1 protein-coding gene is annotated in these 235 nt (G+C 63.0%); it reads right to left on the reverse strand.

The window, feature by feature from the left end; translation table 11 throughout:
* On the reverse strand, positions 1 to 235 hold a 235-nt coding region (locus IM267_RS20815), incomplete at both ends, for an RHS repeat protein (protein WP_193034212.1).

The following is a 235-nucleotide window of genomic DNA, read 5'->3' on the forward strand; positions in this document are numbered from 1 at the left end:
TGCAGCCGGTCGCGGGTGAAGTCAGCCAGCGGGGTGTTACCCACCTTCACTCCCGCCAGGTACCCGCTGCCGTACGTCAGCCATTCCACCGGGGGAAGCCGGTCGGGGGTGGTCTGATATGCCAGACCCTGCTCGCTGTACGCATGTCTGGTTTCATGCTCCCACAGCAGCGCATTCGTCTGCGGAGCCCGGACCGTCTGCTTCTCGCTGACCATTCTCCCTTTACCATCATAGC

It is taken from the genome of Enterobacter cloacae complex sp. P15RS (assembly GCF_014895905.1).
Classification (GTDB): domain Bacteria; phylum Pseudomonadota; class Gammaproteobacteria; order Enterobacterales; family Enterobacteriaceae; genus Enterobacter; species Enterobacter quasihormaechei.